Genomic DNA, 20,512 nt, shown 5'->3' on the forward strand with positions numbered 1-20,512 from the left:
TCAACCTGAGGATTGATACGGACAGTAGGAGTTACGCTCCGGGCGGGTCAACTAACCGCGCCGCAAGCACGTCCGGCGTGTCGCGGGCTGTCCGTTTCGCTCCGTCGTCCCGCCAGGTCGGAACCCTCCTCTGCCACGCGCCGTGTTACAGGCTCTCACGCCGGAAGCCCCATCCCGGACAGACTCGGCCATCGGCGGGCGGCGTGATCGGCGCGCTCTGACGGGTGCGCCGCCCTTTATGCGACGCATATCCCATAGGACGCGCCAGCCCCACCCCCGGATCACGCCATACGACGGCTCTGTTGGCGGCACGGTGGAATCCGGGCGCTTGACCGTCACCACGTCGGTGTGGTCCAGCTCCAGCACTTGGCGGCCACCACCTCGGTGGGGTCCAGCTCCAACGCTTGAGCGTCACCACGTCGGTGGGTGCGGGACTCGAGCGTCACCACATATGGAATCCGGCTCACTTGAGCGTCACCACGTCGGGCGAGCTCACGTCGTAGACGCTGGCCTTGCGGCGCAGGAGGGTCTTCAGGATGCGAGCCTTGTCCGCGCCCCGGTCCGCCCCGCCCCAGACGACGCTGCGGCCGTCGGAGAGCTCCAGCGACACGCCCTCGGGCGAGGAGGCCCGGACCCCCCGTACCTTGGCCGCGAGATCGTCGGGCAGCGACTGGATCACCCGCAGCGCGGCCATGGTCGTGGGGTCGCCGGCGGCCGGGCGGTCCACCTTGAGCGTGGGCAGGCCGGGCGGGACCGTGTCCTGGATCTCGATGACGACGCCCCCCTTGTCGATCAGCGCCGCCTTGCCCCCGGCCGTGATCGCGGCGATCGGCTCGCGCTCGACCACCTCGATCTTCAGCGTGCCCGGCCAGACCCGGTCGACCTTGGCCGAGGCGAGCTGCCTGATCTGCATCACCCGGGCCTCGACGCCGGCCAGATCGACGGTGGCCAGTGGGTGCAACTCGGGCACTCCGGCCTGTTGCTCGATGCGCTCAGCAGGCACTGTGACATTTCCCACGATGTCGATCGATCGTACGCCGAGCACGGGCGAGAAGAAGATCAGCCAGACGGCGCAGCCCACCACTCCGGCGGTCAGCAGTACCAGAAAAGCGTTGCGCGCCTTCATCGCCCTCCCAGGGTCGCCCACCTTGCGCAACCGGCACGCCGTGCGCCATCGAACCAACGCCGCAAGAGTCACCGCCACACACGCCGCGCGCCACTGAACCTACGCCGCGTCCGGCCACCGCCCACGGCGCCACGCCAGAGTCCCACCGCCAGAACCCCCGCCGCCCGGCCGCCTGTGGCCGCCGGGCGTGAGGGACTGCGGGGTCATACGGCGAAGAACCACGCCACGCGTAGCGGACCACGGCGTCGTCCCGCGCGAAGCCACGCCACGCAGAACCGACCGAAGAGCCGTCCCGCGCGAAGCAACACCAGGCGCAGCGGACCGCGGAGTCGACCCGCAAAGAGCCGCGCCACACATAGCCGACCGCAGAACCATCCCGCACCGAGCCACACCCGATGTGGCCGGCCGCCGAATCAGCCCGCGGAGAGCTGCTCAAGGATCTGCGGTCCGAGCTCCGTCACGTCGCCCGCGCCCATCGTCAGCACGATGTCGCCGCCACGGGCCCGAGCCGCCACCAGGGCCGGCACCGAGGCCCGGTCCGGGGCGTAGACCACCTGCTCGGCGGGCAGTCGCACGCGGCCCGCCACCATGGCCCCCGACACGCCGGGCTCGGGGTCCTCGCGGGCGCCGTAGACGTCGAGCACGATCGCCTCGTCGGCCAGCCCGAGCGCCGTCCCGAACTCCTCGGCGAAGAACCTGGTGCGCGAGTAGAGGTGCGGCTGGAAGATCGCGATGACCCGCCCGTCGCCCGAGTAGGAGGCCACCACGTCACGCGCGGCCCTCAGGTCGGCGGCCAGCTCGGTCGGATGGTGGGCGTAGCTGTCGAACACCGCGACCCCGCCCGCCTCGCCCTTGGCCTCGAAGCGCCGCTTGGCCCCGGTGAAGGTCGCCAGCCCGTCTCTGATCTCCTCGAACGGCAGCCCCAGCGCCACGGCCACGGCGACCACGGCGGTGGCGTTGAGCGCGTTGTGCGCCCCGGGGACGGCCAGCCGGACCTCACCCATGCCTTCGATGCCCGGGCCCTCGACGGTGAACGTGGTGCCGAACCCATCGGGCCTGACATCGCGCACGCGGTAGTCGCCCGTCTCGCCGTACGTGATGACCTTGATGCCGCGCGCCCGCGCCACCTCGGCCAGCTCCGCCGCTCCGGGGTCGTCGGCGCAGGCGATCAGCAGCGACCCGACGCGGTCGGCGAAGCGGGCGAAGCTGTCGTGCACGGCCCGCGGATCGCCGTAGTTGTCGAGATGGTCGGCCTCGACGTTCGTCACCACGGCGATGTCGGGGGCGAGCATGAGGAAGGACCCGTCGCTCTCGTCGGCCTCGGCGACGAACACCTCCCCCGACCCCTCGTCGGCCCCCAGCCCGGTGGTGACGAGCTGGCCGCCCACGCAGTAGGACGGGTCGGCCCCGCACTTCTGCAGCGCGACGGTCATCATCGAGGCGGTGGTGGTCTTGCCGTGGGTGCCCGCGACGGCGACGCCGTTGCGCCCGGCCATCACGGAGGCGAGCGCGGCGGCCCGCGGGATGACCCGCAGCCCCTGCTTGAGCGCCTCGCCCAGCTCGGGGTTGGAGTCACGGATCGCGGTGGACACCACCACGGTGTCGACGTCCCTGATGTGGGAGGCGGCGTGGCCGATGTGCACGATCGCGCCGAGCTCGCGCAGCTCGTTGACCTGATCGGTGCTGCGCGCGTCGCTGCCGGACACCCGCACGCCGCGCTTGAGCAAGATGCGCGCGATCCCGGACATCCCCGCGCCGCCGATGCCGATGAAGTGCACGCGCCCCAGCTCTTCTGCGGCGACGGGATCGACCAGCTTGACGAGACTCATCGGGCTATCTCCAACACTTTCCTGGCCAGAATGATATCGGCGTCCTTCCGTCCCAGTCTGGAGGCGGCCTCCGACAGGGCCACGACCCGCTCGGGACTGTGGAGCACGGGAAGGACGTTTTTGACGATCCAATCAGATGACAGGTCGGCGTCGCCGACCACGAACCCGCCACCGCCCGCCGCGATGCGCTCGGCGTTGATCCGCTGCTCGCCGTTGCCATGCGGCAGTGGCACGTAGGCGGCGGGCAGCCCGACCGCGGTGAGCTCGGCGCAGGTCAGCGCGCCGCTGCGGCACAGCGCGAAGTCGGCGGCGGCGTACGCGAGATCCATGCGGTCGACGTAGGGCAGCAGGACGTATTGGGGGTCGCCGGGCGGCGGCTCGCGCTCGACGGTGTTCTTGGGGCCGAGCACGTGCAGCACCTGCACGCCGGCCGAGCGCAGGACCGGCGCGGCGGCCAGCGCGGCCTCGTTGAGCGACCTGGCCCCCTGCGAGCCGCCGAACACCAGCAGCGTGGGCCGGTCGGTCTGCAGCCCGAACCAGGAACGGGCCTTGTCGCCCATCGACAGCCGGTCCAGCGAGACGATCTCCCGGCGCAGCGGGGTGCCGATGTATTCGGCCTTGCCCAGCACGTGGTCGGGGAAGCCGGTGAAGACGTGCTCGGTGAGCCGGGCGCCCAGCCGGTTGGCCAGGCCAGGCCGCGGGTTGGCCTCGTGCACCACGATCGGCAGGCCGCGCCGCTTGGCCGCCAGGTAGGCCGGCGTCGCCACGTAGCCGCCGAAGCCCACCAGGACGTCGGCCTGGACGCGGTCGAGTATCGCCGCCACCGCGTTGACCGCCCCGGCCAGCCGTCCGGGCACGGTCAGCAGCCGGGGCGTGATCGCCCTCGGCAGCGGCACCGCCGGCACTAGCTCCAGCTCGTATCCCCTGGCCGGGACCAGGCGGGTTTCGAGGCCGCGTTCGGTGCCCACGCAGGTTATGCCGATGCGCTGGTCATAATGGCGCAGCGCGTCCGCAAGGGCGAGAGCCGGCTCGATGTGCCCGGCCGTCCCGCCACCGGCGAGGACCACCCTCATCTAGGTCACTCCCTAACGTCTCACTCGGCCTTTGGTCGTTCCCCCCAGGCCAAGCCAGCTTAGGGCCCGTACGGCCGGTCCGGGGCCACGAGCGGCCAGAGCCTCGCGCGCGCCCGGCTCACGTTTCGCGAACGACAACAGCATCCCCAGGGCGGCGAGGGTCGGCAGGAGGGCCGAGCCCCCGTAGGAGACCAGGGGCAGCGGGATGCCGGTGATGGGCACCACGCCGAGCACCGCGCCCATGTTGATGATGGCCTGGCCGACGATCCAGGCCACGATGGCCGCGGCGGCCAGCCGTACGAAGGAGTCCTTGACCCGGGCGGCGACCCGCAGGCCCGCGTAGCCGAGCAGCCCGAAGAGCACCACCACGGTCAGGGTCCCCATCAGCCCGAGCTCCTCGCCCAGGATGGCGAAGATGAAGTCGCTCTCGCCGTGGGGCAGCCAGCTCCACTTGGCCCGGCTGCTGCCCAGCCCGAGCCCGAACCAGCTGCCGGAGCCCATCGCGATCTGCCCTTGTACGGCCTGGTAGCCGTCGCCCTGGGCGTCGGCCCACGGGTTGAGGAAGGCGCCGATGCGCGCCATGCGGTACGGCTCCACCTTGATCATGATCAGCGTGGCCAGCACGGCGAGCGCCAGGATGCCGCCGAACAGCTTCACCGGCGCGCCCACCACCCACAGCAGCGACAGGAAGACCATGAACAGCACCAGCGTGGTGCCTAGGTCCCGGCCGAACATGACCATGACGGCCAGGAGCGCGGTGCCCGGCATGAGCGGGATGAGCAGCTGCCGCCACTCGATGCGGCCCTGCCGCGCCCTGCGGGCCAGCAGGTCGGCCCCCCAAAGCGCCAGAGCCAGCTTGGCGGGCTCCGACGGCTGGATGCTGTAGGAGCCGACGTCGATCCACCGCTGCGCGCCCAGCTGGGACGAGCCGATGAACAGCACCATGACCAGGCCGATGAACGACAGCGCCATCAGCGGGTAGCCCGCCCAGCGGAAGAACTTGTGCGGCAACCGGGAGCAGACCCACATGAGTGTCAGGCCCAGACCTGCCGACAACGACTGCTTGATGAACCAGGTGAACGGGTTGTCGGTCTTCTGCATCGCCTCGATGCTGGAGGCCGACAGCACCATCATCAGCCCGAGCGCGAGCAGCAGCCCGCTGCAGCCGATGATGAGGTAGTAGGTCGCCAGCGGCTTGTCCAGCAGTTCCTTGAGCACGGCGAGCTGGTCGCGGATCCAGCCGGTCGGCCCTTCGACCGCGCTCTGCCGTGGCCGCTCCGGAGCCTGTGGAGAGGTGGTCGTGCTCACGTGGCCGCCTCCAGGCCGCGTACGGCTCGCGCGAAGGCCTCCCCTCGGGCCGGGTAGTTGGCGAACATGTCCAGCGACGCGCCGGCCGGCGACAGCAACACGGTGTCTCCGGGGGAGGCGAGCCTGGCGGCTTCGATGACGACACGATCCATCGCACCAGTGTCTTGGCCGGAGATGTCCACGACGGGGACATTCGGCGCGTGTCGCGCCAGAGCTTCGGCGATCCGGGCGCGGTCCACGCCGAGCAGCACCGCGCCGCGCAGCCTGGGCGTCGCCTGGCGTACCAGGTCGTCCACGTCGGCGCCCTTGAGCTGGCCGCCCGCGATCCACACGATCGACGGGTAGGACGACAGCGCCGCGGCGGCGGCGTGCGGGTTGGTGGCCTTGGAGTCATCGACGTAGTCGACCTCGCCGACCCGCTCGACGTGCGCCATGCGGTGCGGGTCGGGCACGAAGTCGCGCAGGCCCTTGCGTACGTCGTCGGGGGTGACGCCGAGCGTGCGGGCCAGCGCGGCGGCGGCGAGCGCGTTGGCCACGTTGTGCGGCGCGAGGGGGCGCACGTCGGCGAGGGTCGCGAGCTCCTCGGCGGCCTCGGCGGGGTTCGCCACGAACGCCCGGTCCACCAGCAGGTCCTCCACCACGCCCAGCTGGCCGGGCCGGGGCACGCGCAGCGTGAAGCCGACCTTGTCCGGGTAGGGGGCGGCGAGCCGCGACGCCTCGGGGTCGTCGGCGTTGTAGACCACGGTGCCCGCGCGCTCGAAGATGCGCCCCTTGGCCTCGGCGTACGCCTCCATCGAGCCGTGCCAGTCGAGGTGGTCGGGCGCCACGTTGAGTATCGCGGCGGCGTGCGGGGCGAGCGTGCTCGACCAGTGCAGCTGGAAGCTCGACAGCTCGACGGCCAGGGCGTCGTACAGCTCCCCCACGGCCTCGACCACGGGCAGGCCCACGTTGCCCACGGCCAGCGCCTTGCGCCCGGCGGCCAGCAGGATGGAGGTGAGCATGCGGACCACGGTCGTCTTGCCGTTGGTGCCGGTCAGCGCGAGCCAGGGGGCCGCCTGGGCGGGGCGCAGCCGCCAGGCCAGCTCCACCTCCCCGACCACCTCCACGCCCGCCTCCAGGGCCGCGGCTATCAGCGGGTGGTGCGGCGCCCAGCCGGTGGTGACGAGCCGGGTGACGCCCGCCGGCAGCTCCATCGGGCCGAAGCGCACCTCGACGCCGAGCCCGGCGAGCTCGGCCGCCACGGCGCGCCGGCGGTCGTCCTCGGCGGCCTCGACCACGACGACGGGCTCACCCCGCGCGGCCAGCACCCGCGCCACGGCGGTGCCGGAGACGCCGAGCCCGGCCACGCAGGTGAGGGCCATTACTTGGGCATCCATTCGACGTAGAACAGCCCGAGCCCGAGTGCCGCGCAGAGACCGGCGATGAGCCAGAAGCGGACCACGATCGTGGTCTCGGCCCAGCCCTTGAGCTCGAAGTGGTGCTGCAGCGGCGCCATCCTGAACACCCGTTTACCGGTCATCTTGAAGAAGCCGACCTGGATGATCACCGACATCGTGATGATCACGCACAGCCCGGCCAGGATGATGAGCAGCAGCTGGGTACGGGTGGCGATGGCCAGCCCGGCCAGCACGCCGCCCAGGGCCAGCGAGCCGGTGTCGCCCATGAAGATCTTCGCGGGCGGGGCGTTCCACCACAGGAACCCGATCAGGGCCCCGAGCACGGCCGCGGCCACCACCGCCAGGTCGAGCGGGTCCCGCACCCAGTAGCAGTTGGGACCGAGCTGGTCGATGCAGTTGTTGCGCAGCTGCCAGTTGCCGATCAGCACGTACGCCCCGAGCACCACCCCGGTCGCGCCACTGGCCAGGCCGTCGAGGCCGTCGGTGAGGTTCACCGCGTTGGAGAACCCGACGATCATGATGAGGACCCAGATGGTGAAGCCCACGATGCCGAGCGAGGGCCCGAAGTCGCGCAGGAACGACAGCCTGGGCTCGGCGGGGGTGATGCCGTAGACGTTGGCCTGCTGGGTCACCAGCACCGCGAAGACCGCGCCGATGACGAGCTGGCCGAGCGCCTTGGCGCCGCTGCGCAGGCCGAGGCTGCGCTGCTTGTAGATCTTGATGAAGTCGTCGAGGAAACCGACCGCGCCGAGTCCGGTCATCAGGAACAGCACCAGCATCCCCGAGACGGTCGGCGCCGACAGCGTCGCCAGGCGGGAGGCGCCGTAGGCGAGCAGCGAGGCCAGCACGATCACGGTGCCGCCCATGGTGGGCGTGCCCCGCTTGCCGTGGTGTCCGGACGGGCCCTCCTCGCGGATCTCTTGGCCGTAACCGCGCCTGGAGAACAGCCGGATGGCCAGGGGCGTCCCGAGCATCGACAGGATCAGCCCCACCGCACCGGCGATGATGATGTCGGTCACTGCGTGGCCCCCCCGAGCAACTGCTCGGCCGTGCGCTCCAGACCCATCGCCCGGGGCCCCTTGACCAGCACCGCGTCACCCGGCCGCAGCCAACCGGCCAGCTCGGCGGCCGCGGCGGCGGCGTCGGGCACGTGCAGGATGAGCGTCTGGGGCGGCTGCGCAGGTGCTCCCGCCATCGGCGGGCCTCCCGCGAGCGCGAGCGGCGGACCCGCGGCGGAGGCCGCCTGAGCGGCCGCGTAGGCGCCCTGAAGCACCGGCTGGGCGTCGGGGCCGGCGACGATGAGGCCCGCCAGTCCGGAACCGCCCGCCAGGCGGCCCAGCTCCTCGTTGAGCGCTGCGCTGTCCTCGCCCAGCTCGCGCAGGGCGGCGATCACGGCGAAGCGGCGGCGGCCCTTGCCGAGCACGCCGAACGCCTCGAACGCGGCCCGCATCGAGTCGGGGTTGGCGTTGTAGGCGTCGTTGACGATCGTGACCCCGTCGGGGCGGTCGGTGACCTCCATCCGCCACCGGCTGCGCGGCGTGGCCTCCGACAGCTCCGCGGCGATGGTGGCGACGGGCAGCCCGAGCTCGTAACCGGCCGCGGCGGCGGCCAGGGCGTTCTCCACGGCGTGCGCGCCGTACAGCTTGAGGCGGACCTGACCGGAGCCCGAGGGGGTGCTCAGCGTGAACGAGGCGCGCCCGCGCTCGTCGACGACGACGTCCTCGGCGCGGATGGCGGCGGCCTCGGAGCGGCCGAACAGCGTGACCCTGGCGTCGGTGCGCGAGGCCATCTCGAGGACCAGCGGGTCGTCGGCGTTGAGCACGGCCACGCCGGTGCGCGGCAGCGCCTCGACGAGCTCGCCCTTGGCCTTGGCGATGGCCTCCTTGCCGCCGAACACGCCGATGTGGGCGGTGCCGACGTTCAGCACCACGCCGATCCGCGGCGGCGCGATGCGGGCCAGGGCCTGGATGTGGCCGATGTTGCGGGCGCTGAGCTCCAGCACCAGGTAGCGGGTGTCGGCGTCGGCCCTGAGCACGGTCAGCGGGTGGCCGAGCTCGTTGTTGAACGAGCCGACGGGCGCGATGGTCGGCCCGATCCGTCCGGTCAGCCTGGCCAGGAGGTCCTTGGTGGAGGTCTTTCCGGCCGAGCCGGTCACGCCGATCACGGTGGCCTGGGGCAGCGCGGCGGCGTGGGCCGTGGCCAGGTCGGCCAGCGCGGCGGCGGCGTCGGGGACGATCACCGTGGGGGCCTCGACCGGCCTGGTGGCCAGCACGGCGACGGCGCCGGCCCGGATGGCCTGGGCGGCGTAGTCGTGGCCGTCGACCCGCGCGCCCTTCAGGGCGACGAACAGGGATCCCGGTTCTACGCCCCGTGAGTCGATCACGACGGGACCGCGCACCACGGCGCGAGGGTCGGCCATGCCCGACAGGGCGCCCGAGGTTATCTCGGCGATCCTGGCCAGAGGCAACGGGATCATGCGTGCTTCCTGCTTTCCTTGCGTGCGTCGATCGCTCCGGCGACCACTTCGCGATCGTCGAAGGGGATCACCTCACCTGAAACGTACTGGCCCTGCTCGTGACCCTTGCCTGCCACGACGATCACGTCGCCACGTCCGGCCCGGCCGATCGCCAGGTCGATCGCGGACGCGCGGTCGGGCTCAATGATCACATGAGCGCGGTCGTGCTGCGGAACGCGCAGCGCTCCTTCCATCATCGCGGCCAGAATGTCCAGAGGATCCTCGGAACGAGGATTGTCGCTCGTGAATATGGCCACATCGGCCAACCTCGCCGCGGACTCGCCCATGACGGGCCGCTTGCCCGCGTCGCGCTCGCCGCCGCAGCCGAGCACGACGACCAGCCGGCCCGCGGTGACCTCGCGCAGCGAGCGCAGCACCGACTCGACCGCGGCGGGTTTGTGCGAGTAGTCGACGATCGCCTGGAACTCGTCGCCCGCCTGCGTGATGCGCTGCATGCGGCCGGGGACGCCGACGAGCGTGCCGACGCCGTGGACGGCGGTCTGCAGCGGCACCCCGGCCTCGACCAGCGTGACGATCGCGCCGAGCGCGTTGGCGACGTTGAACGGGCCGGGCAGCGAGATCTGCGCGTCGGCCTCGACGCCACCGGGACCGGTCACCCGGAAGGTGCTGCCGTCGGCGCCCAGCCGCACGTCGAGCGCCCGCCAGAGGGCCTCGGGCGCGCCCAGCGCGGAGAACGTGGTCATCGGCACCTTCGCCACCGACAGCAGCTCGCGGCCATAGGGGTCGTCGATGTTCGTCACGCCCACGCGGGCCAGCTCGGGCTGGAAGAGCCGGGTCTTGGCGGCGAAGTAGTCGTCGAAGTCCTTGTGGAAGTCGAGGTGGTCCTGCGACAGGTTGGTGAACAGGGCCACGTCGTAGTGGAGGCCGTCGACCCGGCCGAGCGCCAGGGCGTGGCTGGAGACCTCCATGGCCGCCGCGGTGACCCCCGCCTCGCGCATGAGCGCGAACAGGCCGTGCAGCTCGGTCGCCTCGGGAGTGGTCAGCCTGGGCTCGAAGCGCAGGTCGCCGGCGCGGATCTCGACGCCGCCCACCAGCCCGGTGGTGTGGCCCGCGGCCCGCAGGCCGGCTTCGAGCAGGAACGAGGTGGTGGACTTGCCGCTGGTGCCGGTGACGCCGAGCAACTGGATGTCGTCGGCCGGCCGGCCGTAGACCCAGGAGGCGACCTGCCCGAGCACGGCTCGGACGTCGGGCACGACGAGGACGGGCAGGCCCGTGGCGGCGGCGGCCGCGCGGCCGCCGGGATCGGTGAGGACGGCCACGGCGCCGAGCGCCATGGCCTCGGCGGCGAAATCGGCGCCGTGGGACCGGTTGCCCGGCAAGGCCACGTAAAGATCTCCGCGCCGCACGTGGCGGGAGTCGATCGTGACACCGGTGAGCGGGGCGTACGGCGACCGCGACGTGCCGGAATCGGCGTCGAGCATGGTCGCCAGCCCGGTCAGCGGGCGGGGCGGACTGGTCGTTGGACGCATAGACGACGGGGGACGCACGGCCGCAGCGTACCTTCCCTGGTCACTGTCCCGCGCGCGTCCGCACCGTGGGCGCGGCCGAGCCGGAGGGCGGAATCTTCTTGCTCTTGATGGCGAACGTCATCACGTCCTTGAAAACAGGGGCCGCCACCTGGCCCCCGAAGTGGTCCTTCGTGGGATTCTGCAGCACGGACAGCACGACCAGCCGCGGCGCGTCGGCGGGGGCGAATCCGGCGAACGACGCCGTGTAGCCGTCATAGCGGCCCAGCTGCGCGTCGTAGCGGTTGGCGGTGCCGGTCTTGCCCGCCACCCGGTATCCCGGGATGGCGGCCAGCTCGCCGGTGCCCTCGGCGCTCACCGCGGTCTCCAGCATGGTGGTGATCTCCTTGGCGGTCTTGTCGCTGACCACCCTGGTCTCCTTACCAGGAGCGGACGGTACGAACCTGCCCGACTCGTCCGTCGTGCCCGCGACGATCTGCGGCTCGATCTTGACGCCGCCGTTGGCGATGGTCTGGTAGACGCTGGCCATCTGCAGCGCGGTCACGGACACGCCCTGCCCGTAGGCGATCGTGCAGCTCTGGCTGCCCGACCAGTTCTTGTAGTCGGGCAGCAGGCCGGCCTCCGCGTTGGGCACGCCGCCGCCCGGCCGCGCGCCGAAGCCGAAGCTCTTCAGCATCTCGTAGAGGCGCTGGCTGCCGACCTTGCGCGCGGCCATGATGGTGGCCACGTTGCTGGACTCGGCCACGGCCTGGCGGTAGGTCATCGGCTCCGGCTTGTGCGGGTGCGCGTCGTGCAGCACCCGGTCCGCGCACCTGATGTTGTCCTTGACCTGGAAGACCGTGTCGGGCGAGACCACGCCGGCCTCCAGGGTGGCGGCGGCGGTGATCACCTTGTTGGTGCTGCCTGGCTCGAAGACCTCGGAGGCGGCCCGGTTGACGTAGAGGGACGCGGGGCCCTTGCGCCAGTTGTTCAGGTCGAGCTCGGGGGCGTTGGCCATGGCGATGATCTGCCCGTTGCGCACGTCCATGACGATGACCGTGCCGCTGCTCGCGCCGGAGTCGCTCACCTGCTTGGCCACCGCCTGCTGGGCGGCCCACTGGATGTCGCGGTCGATGGTCAGCCGCACGTCGCGGCCGTCGACCGGGACCGTGCGCTGGCTGCTGGTCATGGGGATGCGCTGGCCGTCGCGGCCGGTCTCGACGCGCTGCTGGCCGTCTCGCCCCTTCAGCAGGGTGTCCCGCGCCTGCTCCATGCCGCCCAGCCCGCTCTGCTCGTCGCCGACGAACCCGATCAGGCTGCCCGCCAGGTCACCGCCCGGGTAGACGCGGCGGTAGGTCTTCTTCGTGGTCATCGCGGGCACTTCCGCCTTGAGCAGGCGGCTGGCCACGAGCGGGTCGGCGTCCCTGGCCAGGAGCTGGTACTGGGTGTCCTTCTTGGCCAGCTTGGCGGCTATCTCCTCCTGGGGCCGGCCGAGCTGCGCGGCGAGCACGGCGGTGATCTTCGGCCGCACCTCATCCTTGATCTTGCTGGGGTCGATGGCGATCTCGCGGGCCTCGACGGTGACGGCCAGCGCGTGGCCGTTGACGTCGGTGATGGACCCGCGCTTGGCCGGGATCTCCTCAGTCTGCGTGCGCTGGCCCACGGCCCGCGCCTCGTAGACCTTGGAGTCAAGACCCTGCATCTGGACGAGCCGCCCGCCGAAGATCGACAGGATGAACGTCATGCCGATCAGGCCGATGTTGATGCGCCGGCGCGGGTTGCCCAGGCGCAGCACAGGCGACGGCTTGGGCGGGCGCGGGGGGGCCGGGGGCCTGCGGGGCGGCCCCTCGCCGCCGCGCCGCCCGGGCTGCACGCGCGTGTGCTCGTCATCGCGGGTACGGCGAAGCCTGCCGCCGTCGCCGGGACCCTCGTCGCGGGCCCGGCGCACGTCACGGGGGACCTCTTCGCGGGTACGGCGGAGCGGCCCGTCGTCCTGGCGGGCCCGGGAGCGCTCGTCCCTGGCCGGGGGGATGCGATCCCTGGGGCGGCCGGCCTCCGGGCGCGGACGCACGGAACGCTGGCGGGCACGCTCCTTGGCGGCGTCGTCCCCGTCCTGCCGGGAACGCCCCCTCGGCCCGTCACCACCCTGCCGAGGCCGGGCACGCGGGCCGTCGCGGTCGTCCTCTCGGGATCTACCGCGCGGACCGTCACGCTCGTCCTCGCGAGAGCGGCCGCGGGGCCCGTCAGCCGGGTCCTGCGGGCGCCGGGCCCCGCGGTCGTCCCCGTCGTCGCGGCCTTCGTCCCTGACGAACGGCCCGAACGGGAGGTCGAGCGGGTCCGGCCGCTTTCTCGGCTCCTTGGGTGGATCGTCGGGCCGGCCCGCCCCCTCCGAGCGAGCCGACCCCGCTTGCCGCCCCTGCCGCCCCGGCCCGCCGGGGGTACGGCGAGAGGCGCCGGGCCCTCCCTGGGAACCGGCGCCGCCGCGGCCGGGACCCTGCCCCCTGCCGCCTGTGTCTCTCACCGTCCCTGGTCCACCTGGCTGGTGTCGGCGCCCGCCTCGGTCAGCACGTTGGGCTTGTCCCAGTCACGGTGCTGACCCTGCATCTCGGCCTGGTCGGCGACCGGGCCGGGACCCATGTTCGTCTCGTTGACGAGCTTGGCGTCCTCGTTGGCCTGCCGTGCCACCTCGATCTCTTTGCGCAGGTTGGCCGCGGTGTTGGAGTCCTGCGCCAGAACGACGTTGAGCAGCAGCAGGCTCATCAGGCCGCCGCACATCAGCCCGACGACCAGCAGCACGAACGGGGCCCGCTGGCGCCCCCGCGACGGACGTCGCTTGAGTGCCGGGCGCGCCCGCTCCTGGCTCGCCGAAGTCCCGCCGGGACCGGTCGTCTCGGGACCGTCGGGGCGCGAACGCGGGATGGGCTTGGACTGGTGAGGCACGCCGGGCCTGCGCGGGCCGGGCTTGGGCGCCGTCTTCTGCGGGACGCCGCGGACGGCCGCGCCCCGCCTGCTCTCCTGCTCAGTCCTGGTGGTCAACACGGATCCTCTCTGCCGCCCGTAGCCGGGCCGAGGTCGCCCGCGGGTTGCGGGCCAACTCTTCTTCACTTGGGAGCTCGGCTCCCCTCGTCAACAGGCGGAACCGCGGCTGATGAGCCGGCAGCGGGACGGGCAACCCAGGGGGGCCGGTGTCCTTGGTTCGCGCCGCGAGGACCTGCTTGGTGAGCCGGTCCTCCAGGGAGTGGTAGGAGAGCACGACGACTCGCCCACCGAGCACCAGCGCGTCGAGGGCCGCGGGCAGCGCCGCCTCCAGGGCGGCGAGCTCCGCGTTGACCTCGATGCGCAGCGCCTGGAAAGTTCTCTTGGCGGGGTTGCCCCCAGTGCGCCGAGTAGCGGCTGGAATCGCCTGACGAACGATCTCGGCCAACCGCTTAGTCGACGTTATGGGGTCCTTGGCCCTTTCCTGGATAATTAGGCGCGCGACACGCGGTGCGAACCGTTCCTCTCCGTAATCGCGGAGGATGCGGGTTAGCTCCGCGGCCGAGTAGGTATTGACCACCTTCTCCGCTGTGAGCTCTTGATCCGTATCCATCCGCATGTCGAGCGGAGCGTCATAGGAATAGGCGAACCCGCGTTCGGCCTCGTCCAGTTGCGGCGAGGACACCCCGAGGTCGAACAGCACCCCGTCGACGGTGGCGCGGCCCGTACGGGCGAGCACGTCGGCCAGTTCGTCGGACGAGGCGTGGACCAGCGTGGTCCGGTCGGCGTAGGGGGCGAGCCTGCGCGTGGAGAACTCGATCGCGAACGGGTCGCGGTCGATGCCGATCAGGTGCAGAGACGGATGAGCGGCGAGCAGGGCCTCCGAGTGGCCACCGAGGCCGAGGTTGGCGTCGACGACGACGGGCTCCTGGCCGGTCAGCGCCGGAGCCAAGAGCTCCAGAACGCGGTCGAGCATGACCGGAACGTGACCGCCCGTGCCTGCGTTGTCGTACATCTCCAACCCCCCTCTCGCGTCCTTGCTCGCGGATGACGCGTCCGGACGATCATCGGCCCACCTGGCCCCCACCCGGCGCCGTCCGGCCAGGTCCCCATCCGCACCCTCTTCGTGGACGCCCGCCATCTGACACCGGGGAAGGTGCATCAGCTGGCCGGCAGTGGTTGCGGGTGGAGACCTCGCCGAACGACATCTCCGACGGATCGACCGTGGCTCTACAGAATCCCTGGCAGCACCTCCTCCGACAGATCGGCGAATGCCTGCTCCTGCGCGTCGAGATAGGTGTCCCAGGCTTGGGCGTCCCAGATCTCCAACCGGGTGTTGGCCCCGATGACCGCGCAGTCACGCACGAGGCCCGCGTATTGGCGCAGGCTCTGCGGGATCGTGATGCGCCCCTGCTTGTCAGGCGTCTCGTCGGACGCGCTGGCGAAGAAGACGCGGCTGTAGTCGCGCACCGCCTTGGCGGTGACCGGGGCGGTGCTGAGAGCCTCGGTAATGCGCTGGAACTCCTCTACGGGAAAGACGTAGAGGCATCGCTCCTGGCCTTTGGTGATCACAAGACCCTCCGCCAGCTCCTCACGGTACTTAGCCGGCAGGAACAGCCGTCCCTTGTCGTCCAGACGCGGCTGATGGGTGCCGAGGAACATCGGCCCCACCTCCCGTGCCTAGCGAAGCGCTCAGCGCTGGCGCACCGGGCCCTCCACTGCGCACCACCATACTCCACTTCTCCCCACCGTCAACTGATTCCCAGCCGCTTCGTCACTAGATCGCCGCGCGTTAGTGCAGGTCAGAGCCATGCCGTCGGGTGGGGGGCGGTGGGGCGCGGTCCAACCCTCATGGGCGTGTCGAGGGTTGGAATGACCATGGAATTAGCGGATCAAGCGCTTCACGAAGCGCCGCGTGGTGGAAAGTGGAGCGCATCGCGGTGGCCACTGTCACGGGATTCGCACCCGTATGGCACAAGAACCGCAACTGGGGGCAGGTTCTCTGGAATATCGGTAAAAGTCGCCCAAGAACCCCCAGCGTCGTAGGGTCGTACACACAATGGAAAAGGAATGGCATGGCTCCCGCAATCACGCCCTGGCACGCGGGACTGCCGTAGCACTTCTCATGGAGGCCTGGTGGCAGTAACCCATGACGTCCCTAGCCGGCTCGACGAGCTGGTCTCCACCGCGCACCGGATTCGGCAGGCGATCGAGTCGGTGATCGAGGGCAAAGGGGACGCCGTCCGCCTCACCCTGACTGTCCTGCTGGCCGAGGGCCATCTGCTGATCGAGGACGTGCCGGGAGTCGGCAAGACCATGCTGGCCAAGGCACTGGCCAGGTCCATCGACTGCCCGGTCCGGCGCATCCAGTTCACGCCGGACCTGCTGCCCAGCGACATCACCGGTGTGAGCGCCTACAACCAGCAGACCCGGGAGTTCGAGTTCAAGCCGGGGCCGGTGTTCGCCAACATCGTGGTGGGCGACGAGATCAACCGGGCCTCGCCCAAGACGCAGTCGGCGCTGCTGGAGTGCATGGAGGAGCGCCAGGTCACGGTCGACGGAGTGACCTACCCGCTCGACGCGCCCTTCATGGTGATCGCCACGCAGAACCCGATCGAGATGGAGGGCACCTATCCCCTCCCAGAGGCGCAGCGCGACCGTTTCACCGCCCGGGTCGCGATGGGCTACCCGGAGCCCTCGGCCGAGCTGGAGATGCTCGACGTGCACGGCGGCACCCCGCCGCTGGACAAGCTGCAGCCGGTCGCCACGACCGCCGAGGTGCGCGCGCTGATCGAGGCGGTCCGCGGCGTGTACGTCTCGCAGCCGGTCAAGAAGTACGCCATCGACCTCGCCGTCGCCACCCGCCACTCCCCCGACCTGCGGCTGGGCGCCTCGCCGCGCTCGACGCTGCAGCTGGTCAGGGCGGCCAGGGCCAACGCGGCGCTGTCCGGGCGCGACTACGTCATCCCCGACGACCTGCAGGAACTGGCCGTGCCGGTGCTCGCGCACCGGCTGCTGCCCAGCGTCGAGGCCCAGGGACAGCGCCGCCTGCCCGAGCAGGTGGTGACCGAGCTGGTCAGGCGCGTGCCCGTGCCGGAGACGCGAGCGTCGTGAGAGACGGGCTGCGGGCGCTGACTTCCCGGGGACGCTCGTTCCTGGCCTCCGGGGTGGCCGCCATGTTGATGGCCTTCCTCCTGGGTGAGAACGACCTGTTCAGGATCGGGGTCCTGGTGACGGCGCTGCCGCTGCTCGCCGCGATGGTGGTGGCGCGCACCCGCTACCGGCTGAGCTGCGCGCGGCGCCTCGACCCGGCCAGGGCGGAGGTGGGCGGCGAGGCGACCGTGACGCTGCGCCTGGAGAACGTCACCCGGCTGCCCACCGGGCTGCTGCTCATCGAGGACACCGTGCCGTACGCGCTGGGCGTGCGGCCCCGGTTCGTTCTGGACCGGGTGGAGTCGCGCGGGATCCGGGAGATCGACTACCGGGTCCGCTCCGACCTGCGCGGCCGCTACACGATCGGCCCGCTGTCCGTGCGCATCACCGACCCGTTCGGGCTGGTGGAGCTCACCCGGGGGTTCACCATCAGCGACACGCTGGTGGTGACGCCGCAGGTGGTGGCGCTGCCCCACGTACGGCTGTCGGGTGAGTGGACCGGGGGCGGCGACAGCCGCACCAGGAGTGTGGCGGCGGCCGGCGACGACGACGTGGCGCCGCGTGAATACCGGCAGGGCGACGACCTGCGGCGGGTGCACTGGCGCTCCACCGCCCGCCACGGCGAGCTGATGGTGCGGCGGGAGGAGCAGCAGTGGCAGAGCCGCGGCGCGCTGCTGCTCGACACGCGCCGCTACGCCCACCGCGGCGAGGGCCCGCGCTCCTCCTTCGAGGTGGCGGTCTCGGCCGCGGCCTCGATCGGCGTGCATCTCGCCCATGAGGGCCTCGGCCTGCGGCTGGTGACCGACCAGGGCGCCGAGCACCTGACCGACACCGGATTGAGCTGGTCGCTGCTCGACACCCTCGCGGTGGTACGGAACAGCCCCGCCCGCTCGCTGGAGCTGGGCGTGTCCGCGCTGCGTCAGGGCGGCGGCGACGGGCTGATCGTGGCCGTGCTCGGCTCGCTGGACCCGGAGGAGGCCAGGGAGCTGGCCAGGCTCAGGCACAGCGGCATCACCGGCGTGGCCGTACTCCTCGACGTGGGCACGTGGGACGGCGGCGAGCCGGGCTCCACGGAGAACTACCAGGCGGTGCAGGCGGTCCTCGCCGGTTACGGGTGGCGCATCGTGCGGCTGCCCGCCGGCGTCCCGATCGCCTCGGTCTGGCAGGACGCCGCCAACCGCGGCAGGTACGCGCTCAACTCGGCGGGAGGTGCGGCATGAGGTTGTCGATCGCCTCCGCGGTGGCCACGTTCTGCGCGGCCGTCCTGCTCTATCCGCTCTTCCAGGGCGGCTCCTGGTTCTGGGGGTCGCTGGGCGCGGTGCTCGCGGTGATGTGCGGTGGCCTGGTGAGCGGGCGGCTGTCGCTGCCCGCGTGGGCGGCGGCCCTGGTGAACGTGGCCGCGCTGTGGATCTATCTGACCATGGCCTTCGCCTCGGACAAGGCGTGGGCCTGGGTGGTGCCGACCAAGGGGTCGGTGGTGGAGCTGGCCAAGCTGCTGGGCACCGGCTGGGCCGACATCCAGCGCTTCGCCGCGCCGGTGCCCGCCACCGAGGGCATCGCGCTGCTGACGACCGGCGGCGTGGGGCTCATCGCGCTCGTGGTGGACCTGTTCGCCGCGCGGTTGCGGCGGGCGGCGCTGGCGGGGCTGCCGATGCTGGCGCTGGCCACGGTGCCGGCCACGATCCTGGCGGATCCGATCAGCTGGCCCGCGTTCATCATCGCCGCCCTCGGCTTCACCGGTCTGCTGATCGCCGACGGCCGTGAACGCGTCGGCCACTGGGGACGCGCGGTGCTGGTCAGGCGGACCCGCGTCGCCACCTCACCGGTGCCGGGCGCCGAGCGCGAGACGGCCGACACCCGGGGGCTGCGCCTGTCGGGCAAGCGCATCGGGTTCGCCGCGATCGCGCTGGCGGTCCTGGTGCCCGCGGCGCTGCCGGCGATGGAGCCGGTGTCGTTCTTCACCTTCGGGGTGGGCGGCAACGGGTCGGGCAGGGGCAATTCGATCAGCATCCCGAACCCCATCGCCGGCCTGAAGGGCCAGCTGGAGCTGCCGGAGCGGCGCGTCGTCCTGTCCTACACCAACACCGACGACAAGCCCCGCTACCTGCGGATCTACTCACTCGACACCTTCGACGGCGAGCAGTTCGGCATGACCGAGCCCAAAGGCTCGCCGGACAACAGGACGGAGAACGGCCCGCTGCCCACTCCGCCCGGCCTGTCACCGGCGACCAAGGTCTCGAACGTGACGACCAAGATCCAGCTCAGTGACGAGATCGAGCGGCTGTCGTTCCTGCCCCTGCCGTACCCGCCGCGGCAGATCAACATCGACGGCGACTGGCGCGCGGACACCACCACCCTGATGGTCTTCTCCACCAGGGACGAGGCCGCCGGACTCGGCTACGAGGTCTTCACCACCGAGCCCGCGGTGACCAGCGACCTGCTCGAGGCGCTGCCGCAGGCCAGGGCCTCGGCGAGCGACCCGCGTTACCTCAAGCTGCCCGACAACCTGCCCCCGGAGATCAGGGACCTGGCGGCCAAGGTGACGGCGAACGCCCGGACGAGCTACGAGGCCGCGGTGAAGATCCAGGAGTTCTTCACCAAGACCGGTGACTTCACCTACAGCCTCAAGACGCAGGGCTCCGGCAACTCCGCGCTGAAGGACTTCCTGCTGCGCAGCAGGGCCGGTTACTGCGAGCAGTTCGCCGCGTCGATGGCGGTGCTGGCCAGGCTGAGGGGCATCCCCGCCAGGGTGGCGATCGGCTACACGGGCGGCACGAAGGAGGGCGACAGGTGGACGGTCGGCACGAACGACTCCCACTCGTGGCCGGAGCTGTACTTCGACGGCGTGGGCTGGCTGCCGTTCGAGCCCACTCCGACGGGCTCGCTCGGCCAGGGCAGCGCCCGGGTGCCCGCCTACACGCAGCCGCTCCCCCGTTCCACGAGTGACGGCTCGACGCCGACGCCCGGGGCGACCAGCACGACCGACGACTCGCCGCTCGGCCCGCAGAACCGGGACAACCCCCGCGCGCTCGACCGCGAGGCCACCATCGCCGACAGCGGGCTGCCGGTGGACGACTCGATGCCGCTGATCGGCAAGATCGGCATCGGCGTGGGGGTGCTCCTGCTCATCCTGCTGATCCCGGCGGGGATCCGGCTGATCACCAGGAGCAGGCGGGTCCGCGCGCTGGGCTGGAAGGTGTCCGAGCCGTCGGACGACATGACGGCCAGGGTCGTGGCGGGCAGCCACCCGGCCGTGGCGGCCGCCTGGGCGGAGCTGGACGACGTGCTGTTCGACTACGGAATGGCCCGCGAGCCCAGCGAGACGCCCCGGGCGCTGGCGCGGCGGCTGACCGAGCGCTATGAGTTCGGGGCCGAGCCGGCCGCGTCCATCGCGACGATCGCCTCGGCGGTCGAGCGGGCGTTGTTCGCTCGGGACGCCGGAGAGATCGCGCCGATGAGGAAGGACCTTCGCAAGGTACGGCAGGCGCTGGCGGCCACGGTGTCGCGCTGGAGGCGGGTGCGGGCCCTGCTGCTGCCCCCGTCGACGCTACGGCGGCTGCGTCGGATGGGCGAGGGAGTGCTCGACGGCTTCGACCGGCTGGAGAACATCAGGTGGCGGCGGACGGCGGCCCACAAGGGCTCGTGAACGTCCGAATCGACCGTGCGGTC

General features: G+C 71.6%; 15 protein-coding genes. 3 read left to right on the forward strand and 12 right to left on the reverse strand.

What is annotated here, in order from left to right; all coding sequences use genetic code 11:
• Positions 1-463: 463 nt before the first annotated feature.
• The 12 genes from AB0B64_RS29190 to mraZ all read right to left on the reverse strand — a co-directional run bounded on the left by AB0B64_RS29190 (position 464) and on the right by mraZ (position 15,352).
• The gene (locus AB0B64_RS29190) at positions 464-1,126 is read right to left on the reverse strand and encodes an FtsQ-type POTRA domain-containing protein (protein ID WP_357945407.1); all 663 of its coding nucleotides are present in this window, start codon (positions 1,124-1,126) and stop codon (positions 464-466) included.
• A gap of 413 nt (positions 1,127-1,539) precedes the next feature.
• Entirely contained in the window at positions 1,540-2,955 is a 1,416-nt protein-coding gene (murC, locus tag AB0B64_RS29195) for a UDP-N-acetylmuramate--L-alanine ligase (RefSeq protein WP_357945405.1), read from the reverse strand.
• On the reverse strand, positions 2,952-4,028 hold the full coding sequence (gene murG / locus AB0B64_RS29200; RefSeq protein ID WP_357945402.1) for an undecaprenyldiphospho-muramoylpentapeptide beta-N-acetylglucosaminyltransferase: 1,077 nt from the start codon (positions 4,026-4,028) through the stop codon (positions 2,952-2,954). Before murG ends, murC begins: the two co-directional genes overlap by 4 nt.
• Before the next feature lie 12 nt (positions 4,029-4,040).
• Positions 4,041-5,336 (reverse strand): putative lipid II flippase FtsW, encoded by a 1,296-nt coding sequence (ftsW, locus tag AB0B64_RS29205; protein ID WP_358181081.1) that lies wholly within the window; start codon positions 5,334-5,336, stop codon positions 4,041-4,043.
• Entirely contained in the window at positions 5,333-6,712 is a 1,380-nt protein-coding gene (gene murD, locus AB0B64_RS29210) for a UDP-N-acetylmuramoyl-L-alanine--D-glutamate ligase (protein ID WP_358181083.1), read from the reverse strand. Before murD ends, ftsW begins: the two co-directional genes overlap by 4 nt.
• Entirely contained in the window at positions 6,697-7,752 is a 1,056-nt protein-coding gene (gene mraY, locus AB0B64_RS29215) for a phospho-N-acetylmuramoyl-pentapeptide-transferase (RefSeq protein ID WP_357945394.1), read from the reverse strand. The genes murD and mraY overlap by 16 nt, the downstream gene beginning before the upstream one ends.
• A complete protein-coding gene (murF, locus tag AB0B64_RS29220) occupies positions 7,749-9,209 on the reverse strand; it encodes a UDP-N-acetylmuramoyl-tripeptide--D-alanyl-D-alanine ligase (protein ID WP_358181086.1) in 1,461 nt (486 codons plus the stop codon). Before murF ends, mraY begins: the two co-directional genes overlap by 4 nt.
• Positions 9,206-10,738, reverse strand: a complete 1,533-nt coding sequence (locus tag AB0B64_RS29225) for a UDP-N-acetylmuramoyl-L-alanyl-D-glutamate--2,6-diaminopimelate ligase (RefSeq protein ID WP_357945388.1) — start codon at positions 10,736-10,738, stop codon at positions 9,206-9,208. Before AB0B64_RS29225 ends, murF begins: the two co-directional genes overlap by 4 nt.
• A 40-nt stretch (positions 10,739-10,778) precedes the next feature.
• On the reverse strand, positions 10,779-13,235 hold the full coding sequence (locus AB0B64_RS29230) for a penicillin-binding transpeptidase domain-containing protein (protein WP_358181089.1): 2,457 nt from the start codon (positions 13,233-13,235) through the stop codon (positions 10,779-10,781).
• Positions 13,232-13,750 carry a hypothetical protein gene (locus tag AB0B64_RS29235; protein ID WP_358181092.1) on the reverse strand — a complete coding sequence of 173 codons (519 nt, stop codon included), beginning with the start codon at positions 13,748-13,750 and terminating at the stop codon, positions 13,232-13,234. Before AB0B64_RS29235 ends, AB0B64_RS29230 begins: the two co-directional genes overlap by 4 nt.
• Positions 13,734-14,705, reverse strand: coding sequence for a 16S rRNA (cytosine(1402)-N(4))-methyltransferase RsmH (gene rsmH, locus AB0B64_RS29240; protein ID WP_357945382.1), 972 nt, complete (start codon positions 14,703-14,705; stop codon positions 13,734-13,736). Before rsmH ends, AB0B64_RS29235 begins: the two co-directional genes overlap by 17 nt.
• 215 nt (positions 14,706-14,920) lie before the next feature.
• Entirely contained in the window at positions 14,921-15,352 is a 432-nt protein-coding gene (gene mraZ, locus AB0B64_RS29245) for a division/cell wall cluster transcriptional repressor MraZ (protein WP_214637671.1), read from the reverse strand.
• A gap of 474 nt (positions 15,353-15,826) precedes the next feature.
• Between mraZ and AB0B64_RS29250 the strand changes: the two genes are divergently transcribed.
• From AB0B64_RS29250 to AB0B64_RS29260, 3 genes are read left to right on the forward strand one after another with little or no spacing between them, the layout of a single operon-like run.
• The gene (locus AB0B64_RS29250; RefSeq protein WP_357639605.1) at positions 15,827-16,804 is read left to right on the forward strand and encodes a MoxR family ATPase; all 978 of its coding nucleotides are present in this window, start codon (positions 15,827-15,829) and stop codon (positions 16,802-16,804) included.
• Positions 16,801-18,063: a DUF58 domain-containing protein gene (locus tag AB0B64_RS29255; protein ID WP_357945380.1), complete on the forward strand. Its 1,263-nt coding sequence runs from the start codon at positions 16,801-16,803 to the stop codon at positions 18,061-18,063. The genes AB0B64_RS29250 and AB0B64_RS29255 overlap by 4 nt, the downstream gene beginning before the upstream one ends.
• Positions 18,060-20,489, forward strand: a complete 2,430-nt coding sequence (locus AB0B64_RS29260; RefSeq protein ID WP_357945379.1) for a DUF3488 and transglutaminase-like domain-containing protein — start codon at positions 18,060-18,062, stop codon at positions 20,487-20,489. The genes AB0B64_RS29255 and AB0B64_RS29260 overlap by 4 nt, the downstream gene beginning before the upstream one ends.
• Positions 20,490-20,512 lie beyond the last annotated feature (23 nt).

This window comes from Nonomuraea sp. NPDC049129, assembly GCF_040648495.1.
GTDB lineage: Bacteria > Actinomycetota > Actinomycetes > Streptosporangiales > Streptosporangiaceae > Nonomuraea.

What these genes read in the sequence shown, in the direction of transcription:
- AB0B64_RS29190 (WP_357945407.1), bottom strand. Translation starts at nt 1,126, where the DNA reads ATGAAGGCGCGCAACGCTTTTCTGGTACTGCTGACCGCCGGAGTGGTG.
- murC (WP_357945405.1), bottom strand. Translation starts at nt 2,955, where the DNA reads ATGAGTCTCGTCAAGCTGGTCGATCCCGTCGCCGCAGAAGAGCTGGGG.
- murG (WP_357945402.1), bottom strand. Translation starts at nt 4,028, where the DNA reads ATGAGGGTGGTCCTCGCCGGTGGCGGGACGGCCGGGCACATCGAGCCG.
- murD (WP_358181083.1), bottom strand. Translation starts at nt 6,712, where the DNA reads ATGGATGCCCAAGTAATGGCCCTCACCTGCGTGGCCGGGCTCGGCGTC.
- murF (WP_358181086.1), bottom strand. Translation starts at nt 9,209, where the DNA reads ATGATCCCGTTGCCTCTGGCCAGGATCGCCGAGATAACCTCGGGCGCC.
- AB0B64_RS29225 (WP_357945388.1), bottom strand. Translation starts at nt 10,738, where the DNA reads ATGCGTCCAACGACCAGTCCGCCCCGCCCGCTGACCGGGCTGGCGACC.
- rsmH (WP_357945382.1), bottom strand. Translation starts at nt 14,705, where the DNA reads ATGTACGACAACGCAGGCACGGGCGGTCACGTTCCGGTCATGCTCGAC.
- mraZ (WP_214637671.1), bottom strand. Translation starts at nt 15,352, where the DNA reads ATGTTCCTCGGCACCCATCAGCCGCGTCTGGACGACAAGGGACGGCTG.
- AB0B64_RS29260 (WP_357945379.1), top strand. Translation starts at nt 18,060, where the DNA reads ATGAGGTTGTCGATCGCCTCCGCGGTGGCCACGTTCTGCGCGGCCGTC.